Here is a 6,879-nt window from a genome sequence, read left to right on the forward strand (position 1 = left end):
GCATCCCCGCTTCGTCACCGACACGACCGGTGACGGCCGCACGGACATCGTCGGCTTCCACGACGACGGCGTCTGGATCTCACTCCAGGACGAGGACGGGACGTTCGCCGACCCTCTGTACGTTCTCGACGACTTCGGGGTGGACCAGGGGTGGAGCTCGGTCGCGGAGCACCTCCGGCTCCTGCTCCAGATCACCGCTGGCGGAGCGGTGGACATTGTTGGGTTCGGCCCGCAGGGCGTCGTCGTCTCCCGCGGACGCGGCGACGGCACGTTCGAGCCCTCCCAGCTCGTCCTGAACGACTTCGGAACCGCCCAGGGGTGGACGAGCAAGAAGCACCTCCGGTTCCTCGCCGACGTCACCGGCGACGGCAACCCGGACATCGTCGGCTTCGGCGACGAAGGGGTCTGGGTGTCGCACAACTGCGGCGACGGCCGGTTCGAGCAGGCGCAGTTGGTGTGCCGGGGCTTCGGCTACAACGACGACGCCGGCGCCTGGCGGGTCGGCCACCACCCCCGCTTCGTCGACGACATCACCGGAGACGGACGCGTCGACATCGTCGGCTTCGGCGGCCCCGGCGTCTACGTAGCCCGCAACCTCTACCGCCGCTTCAGAACCCGATAAACCCTCCAAGGACGCCCACACCCGCAGCACGGCGACCGGCCACCGGCACATGGGGCGCCTGGGAATCATCGCCCGCCCCGTTGCCGCTCAGCTGCTCCACGGCCTTTCTGAGCGACGCTTCCGCCGCCGCTGCGTCGTCGTCTTCGGACACGCTCACCCCTTCATCTCCGGAACGCGCAGCATGCCCGCCGCGCGGCGCCCCGGGCAATCGGACGACCGGCCTACTGGGGGTCCGCTTCACGCACCCCCAACCGCGTTGTCACACCCGCCGGTTGGAGCGTGACAGCAGTCGCAAAAATGCTCGCTAATGTCCGTTTCTCGGGGCGTGGATCGGGCCTGCACCCCCTTCCAGGCCGATTCTGCGTGACAGCGTGACGCGTGACAATGCGGCTGGTGGGGCGGGCGCAGGTCATCACGCTCCGCTGTCCCGCGCCGACGATCAACCGGACAGGCGGGGTACTTGATCGGGTGGCCTGCCCGGGTGGTAGCCGGTCTCGCGGGGACGGATCGGCGATGGTGGGCGGTAACGACGATCAAGGAGCCCCATTCATGTCACTGCTGCCCCCTATCGGCGCGGAGATCCCCTGTTCCATGCACGCCATCGACGCCAAGGTCGAAGTCGAGGGCAACGCCTTGGCCCTCGAGTTCAGGGGCGGGATCAAGCAGCGCGTGGACGTCAACCCCAACGACCCGGTCAACAGCGTGATGCTGCGCGTCGTCGGCTTCAGAGTGTCCGGCGAGGCGGACGGCGTGAGCGTCACCCTCCAGCAGAGCGACGTCGACGTGGATGCCCGCAGCAGCCTGCGCGTGACCCAGACCTTCCCTCCGAAGTTCGAGCAACGCGACGTTCTTGAGTTCACCGCCACGTTCGAGAAGGAGGAGGGTGACCCAGTCACCCTGGTTACGAAGAAACCGATGGTCCTGATCGCCGACATCACCCACTACCCGCCCAGGGGCGACATGTACCGGCTCGAAGCCCCAGTCGAGCTGACCGCGCCCGACGACCCGGACACCATCGTCGGCCGCATCAACATCTTCAACTGCAAAAAGGCTGTCGTGTAGGGCAACCCGTACCTCCGGCGCCCCCTTTTCCGCACGTGTGCCACCGCGCTGATCTTGGTGACAGGTGGCGTGCCCGTGTCACGCCTATCGTGCCTCGGCACATCCGGCGGGTGCGCGCCGCCGTCCGTGTGACAGAAACCATGTCCGGTCAACCTTTGAGGGGCAATCGGTGAAGGTTCAGCGGCACGGGACATCCGCTCCCACCCGGGGTTTGTCTCACCGAAGCCCAGCTGGTGCTCCGGCCCCGGAGTGAGGCGTCGTGGTGGCCGCCGGAGACGGGCGTGTCCATGGGGTGCAGCCAGCGGAGCGGAACGGTGAGCGTGCCGACCCGGGGGAGCTCCACGGACTCGCCCTCGGCATCGAGCAGCATCCCGGTGACCTGGTAGCCGTGACCGGGCGGCAGGCCGACGGCCTCCACCTGGTCCTCGGTGAGCTCCACCGTGACGTGGGTCGTGGAGACCATCCGCAAGCCCTGGGCGGTCCGAGCCTCGGTGTCGACGTCCGTGACGGACAGCGGGAAGTACGTCCCCCGCAGCCAGCTCAGCGCCCACCAGGAGTCGCCCATCGTCTCCGGCCGGTACCGCCGGTACGGCAACGCGAACGGCACCTCGCTGCGATGTGCCGGTTTGGTGTCGGTGGGTGATTGTCAGTGACGGCATGTCAGGCTGAGGACGGGCGGGGTCAGTGTCGTGGGGCGGTTTCTGTAGCGGTGCGGCTGTCGTGGGGGCGGTACACCCCGCTCCGTTCCACTGTCTTGAGAACGGCACTTCTGATCCTTCCGAGGGCTGCGCGGCGGCACGGTGGTCCGTGTCGGTCTCGCGCGGGCGGAAGGGGGCGGGGTGGGGGAGCCGGGCGTGTGGGGTGAGGTCACGGCGGGGTTGAGGGCGTCCAGACCGGTGCTGGTTGCGCGGCTGCTGGAGCTCGAGGCGGCTGGGGCGTTGACCACGGCGCATGTGCGTGCGGGCGCCCAGGTCGGCGGGGTGAATGTGCGCACGGTGTGGCGCTGGCTGGATGCGGCGCGGACGGAGGGCCGCGTCGAGCGCAGGCCGCGGGCCCGGCTGGAGTTGTCCGACCAGATGTGGGCCCTTGCAGACCGGCGCTGGTGCCGAGCCGGGGGAGCTTCCCCCGGGAGATCGCTGCGCTCTCGCGGGCCCGGCCCGAGGCTCCTGCGGATCCGGCGGCACCCGGGTTCTGTGGGCTCACATACGTACGCACTTGGGGCGCAAAACGAACGCTCCAGGTCCGCAACATGTACGGTTGCAGCTAACCCGAACCGACTGCCTGGAGGCGTCCTGCTCACAGGCCGCCCCATCGCATGCCGATGTTGGAGAGCTGTTCCACCCGCTCTCGTGAAAGCGTGGCGGCCCTGCTTCGCTGGTTCCCGATCCATGCACCAAGGCGGATCTGCCGCTCCTCCTGGCCCACGCCGACCACGATCGTCTCGACATGCTTCCTGGGTACTCGCAGGTGGCCTTCGCGTCGGTAGTACTGGGTGGCGGCCTCGTAGTTCATGGCCCATTTGTCGGCCTGAGTGCGGCGTGGCCTGGGTTTCTCGTCTTCGGTGGCGGGCTCGATCCCGAGGACCTGCTCGCACAGCCATTGTTGTGCGCCTGTGAGCTTGTCCCAGCCCAGCCGGGCGGACCGTACCCACCGTCCGAGGTCCTGACCCTGGTGCACGACGGTGTTCGGCTGCATCGGCAGTGTGCCGCCAGCCTCGAGGTGCTGCCGGGTGAGGTGGAAGCCTCGCTGCCATTCCACCGGCCAGGCCGGGCACCACGACGGATCGATGTCCTCCAGCTGCTCGCGCCGCTCCTGCGACAAGACGCCGGCCGACGACCCTACCGGCAGTCCTTCGGCCCGCCGCTGCTCGATGTCGGCAGCCTTCCGGGCCGCTGCCCGGGCGTTCTTCAGCCAGATGCCCACGCGGTACCCCCTGTAGGTGGCGTCTGTGGGCGCCAGGAGGTGGCCCGCCTGGGCCGCCCACCCACGGGCGGCGGCCAGGCCCTCCTCCCACGCGACATCGAAGTGTGACCAGACCATGCCGAGCTTCTCCAGCTGTGCGATCCGGTCCTCATCCATGTCCCCGCGGGCGTAGAGCCTTCGGGCGTCGGCGGTCCATTGGCCCAGCGGGAAGGCGGCGAGCGTGGCCGGCCATCCCTCGGCTTCTGCCTCCGGGTCGTCCTTGGTGGGCACGCGGTAGGTGAACGGGACCTTCAGGTCCCCGTGCAGCCGGTGGTAGATGACGGCGGCCTCCACGCCACGCCGCCAGTGTGCGTGCTCGGGGTTGAGGACGCGGAGGTTGATGAACGCGGCCAGCTGTGCCGGGTCGCGGGGGGTGCTGAACTTCAGCAGCGCGCGGGCTGGCAGGGACAGTCGGTCGCTTCGGTCGCTCTCGGCCTCCTCGCCCTGCTGTTCTCTGCTGCGGGTCTGGACGCCTTTGACGCGGCTTTGTGCTTGCTGTTCGGCGAGCGCCTCCACGACGCGGGCGTCGTGCGCCCGGAGCGCCTCGAGCAGCCTGGCTAGGCCGCCGTAGGCCCGGCTGGTGAGCATGTTGTCGGCTGTCTCTCCGGGCCCGAGGAGGACGGGCACCACGAGGGATGCGACCTTGCCCTCGCCGGGCTGTACCCGCAGCGCCCGTCCCACGGCCTGAACCAAGTCGGGCATGGAGCCCCGCACGTCGGCAAAGTACACGGAGTCGCAGGGGGATGTATCGATGCCTTCGCCGAGCACGCGAACGGACCCGAGGAACGTCTTCTCCACGACCGTGCCGTCCGTGGCGATCCCTCTGGAGAACTCGTCCAGGATACGGCGCCGGTGGAGTGGCTTGTGCTCTCCGCACAGCCAGTTGGCCCAGATCGTCTGGGGGTACAGCTCGGGGTCGGAGGCGTGCAGCTGCGCGGCGACGTCGGGGAGGCCGGCCGCGAACGCCTCGGCCTCTTTGACGACGTGGTGGAAGACCAGCGTCCTGCGGAAACCCTCCTCGGCCGACGCCTTCACCAACGCGGTCTGCAGCGCGGCGAGCCGCGCCCCGCGCACCTGGTCCGAACGCGCTTCAGCGCCCAGCAGCTGGGCGGCTTGGAGCTGGGTGTCGGTAATGTCGACGCACACCACCTGGTAGGGCGCGCAGATTCCCCGGTCGATCGCCTCGGACAGGGTCATGGTGTAGCAGCGGCTGCCGAACGGGCCGCTGGGGTCGTCCTCCATCGAGGCCACCAGCTCGCCCGGCGCGCCCTGCTCGGCGTCCTCGTCGAGCTGCCACAGCCGTGGTGTGGCGGTCATGTACAGCCGTCGCAGGGCGGGGATGCGGGTGTTGTCGTGGACGACCGCCCACGGCCTGCCGATCCGGCCGGAAACTCTGTGCGCCTCGTCCACGACGATCAGCGCCCACCCCGGAAGGCCGGCGGCGTGTGCGCGTTCCAGTGTGCCGAGTCCGAGGGAGGCGTAGGTGGCGAACACGGTGACCTTGTCGAGCGGTCGCACCCAGTCGACCAGTTCGTCCACGTCCGTGGTGTTCGGGAAGGACGCCTCTTCACCTCTAAGGGACGAGACCCCGATCATCGGGCCTGTGCGGCCGCCCTCGCGCCACGCGGCCTCGGTCTGGGCGAGCAGGTCCAGCGAGGGCACGAGGATCAGCACCCGGCCCGCGTGTAGCTCCTCCGCGCTGCGGACAGCGACGAGGCTCTTGCCCGATCCGGTCGCCATGATCACCTGAGTCCGCAGGCCCCGCTCCGGCACAGTGGATCTTGCAGGCAATTCGAGCGACCGGAGTACGGCGTCCACGGCTTCTCGTTGATGAGGACGAAGTTCCTTCACCGTCATTTCGGTCTACCCTCTCCTGCGAGCCGGAACGACAGCCCTCACACACTGAACAGCAACAACTAGCCTGCAAACACCCAAGGTTGGGACACAGCACCCCGCCGCAAACCGGCCCCACACCCCCCGACGCAGGTGGCACAGATCTACTTTCGCGCGGGCCACACACCCCATAGCTGTGGGCTACCTTAAGTCCAGAGTCTATCGCAGAACAAAAATGAAGCAGAGATCCGGGAGAATCGACACGGAAGCCGCGGGTACTCATCACTGCCAGATCACAGCCCACTCTGCCCGGGGAGAGTCATGACACAGAAGACTGAGGACAGCAAAGGCAACCGGTTCTGCAAGGCGTGCGGCACGCCGGCCGAAGACGGGAAACTGTGCAACCACTGCGGCGCCGTCCTGGACCTCCCTGACAGTGCAGGGCTGGTCGAAGACCAAGGTGCAGCAGCACGGCGCGACTTCGAAGGGCGCACTCAGCAGCAAAAACAAAGGTGAGTGATACGGCAGGAGCGGAAACCCGGGCTGCTGAACAGAGTGCGCTGGGGTACACGCCCCGCATGGCACCGAAGACCGAACGCATCCAGTTCCTGCGGGCCGTGCGGCAGCTGCACCGCGTCCGCTCCTTCTACGCTGCGGGCGTCCTACTGTGGGCGGCATCCGCCGCCTGGACCGGCTGGCAGGCACCCGGAAGCCGGCAGATGTGGGTGTCCGTCCTCCTCCTGGCCGTCTTCACCGCTCTCCTCGCCACCGCCGGCCTGTCCCTGCGGCGTCTCGCAGTCCCCCCGACAGGCCGGCCCGCGCATCACGCCGCCCCGCACAAAGCGGCAAGTAACCGCCACGCCCACGCCTGAGAACTATGTGGTCCGTCATGCTCGGCATAGTCGCAGCAGTGCTGTTCTTCATCGCATTCCTCATCAACGCAGCCGAAGTCAGCACCAATCACACGTTCTCGTCAGTCAACGTCATGCTCCTGGGACTGACCGCACTGGCCCTGCACGTTGCGGGAATCGGGAGCACTTGGTCCCGTAGACGCTGACCCACACTCAGGCCAGCCCTCCGCAGAGCCCCGCCCCTTGCTGCCGCTCGGGCCGCAGGCCCGTTGAGCCGCCCCGCACAGCGGGGCCGGCACCTCGTGGCGCACAGCGCCACCCGGTGACTAGAGCGCAGCGAAGGCACCGGGTGGGGGCGTAGCCCCCACCGCTCCGGGAGCGCAGCGGACGGAGCGTCACCCGCCCTGCGAAGCAGGGCGGGTGAGCTGACCGCGCAGCGGTCAGCCAGCGCTCCCGCGGAGCGGGAGCGCAACACCCGTGCGCAACACCCGTGCGCAGCACGGGTGTTCGCTTGCACATCGCGCAGCGATGTGGTACCCGCTCCGCGGG

7 protein-coding genes are annotated in these 6,879 nt (G+C 68.6%); 4 read left to right on the forward strand and 3 right to left on the reverse strand.

The genetic code is table 11. The annotated features are described in order from the left end of the window. The coding region (locus ACIGYR_RS17495) for an FG-GAP repeat domain-containing protein (protein WP_399609024.1) at positions 1-622 on the forward strand (622 nt) is incomplete at its 5' end. On the opposite strand, the gene ACIGYR_RS17500 is transcribed toward ACIGYR_RS17495, so the two are convergent. Continuing rightward, positions 609-773, reverse strand: coding sequence for a hypothetical protein (locus ACIGYR_RS17500; RefSeq protein WP_399609025.1), 165 nt, complete (start codon positions 771-773; stop codon positions 609-611). The two genes, ACIGYR_RS17495 and ACIGYR_RS17500, sit on opposite strands and share 14 nt — an antisense overlap. Positions 774-1,171: 398 nt before the next feature. Between ACIGYR_RS17500 and ACIGYR_RS17505 the strand changes: the two genes are divergently transcribed. Beyond that, entirely contained in the window at positions 1,172-1,684 is a 513-nt protein-coding gene (locus ACIGYR_RS17505; RefSeq protein ID WP_399609026.1) for a hypothetical protein, read from the forward strand. A gap of 148 nt (positions 1,685-1,832) precedes the next feature. Here the strand turns inward: ACIGYR_RS17505 and ACIGYR_RS17510 are convergent, their stop codons facing one another. Both ACIGYR_RS17510 and ACIGYR_RS17515 read right to left on the reverse strand, forming a co-directional pair. Next, a complete protein-coding gene (locus tag ACIGYR_RS17510) occupies positions 1,833-2,291 on the reverse strand; it encodes a hypothetical protein (protein ID WP_399609028.1) in 459 nt (152 codons plus the stop codon). A 689-nt stretch (positions 2,292-2,980) separates the two neighbouring features. After that, positions 2,981-5,503 carry a Helicase associated domain protein gene (locus ACIGYR_RS17515; protein WP_399609030.1) on the reverse strand — a complete coding sequence of 841 codons (2,523 nt, stop codon included), beginning with the start codon at positions 5,501-5,503 and terminating at the stop codon, positions 2,981-2,983. A 297-nt stretch (positions 5,504-5,800) separates the two neighbouring features. On the opposite strand from ACIGYR_RS17515, the gene ACIGYR_RS17520 reads away from it, so the two are divergent. Both ACIGYR_RS17520 and ACIGYR_RS17525 read left to right on the forward strand, forming a co-directional pair. Then, a complete protein-coding gene (locus tag ACIGYR_RS17520) occupies positions 5,801-5,995 on the forward strand; it encodes a hypothetical protein (RefSeq protein ID WP_399609031.1) in 195 nt (64 codons plus the stop codon). Between the two features lie 62 nt (positions 5,996-6,057). Then, on the forward strand, positions 6,058-6,351 hold the full coding sequence (locus ACIGYR_RS17525; RefSeq protein ID WP_399609032.1) for a hypothetical protein: 294 nt from the start codon (positions 6,058-6,060) through the stop codon (positions 6,349-6,351). The last annotated feature ends 528 nt before the right edge of the window (positions 6,352-6,879 follow it).

This window comes from Streptomyces sp. NPDC053076 (genome assembly GCF_044546845.1).
Lineage (GTDB): Bacteria > Actinomycetota > Actinomycetes > Streptomycetales > Streptomycetaceae > Streptomyces.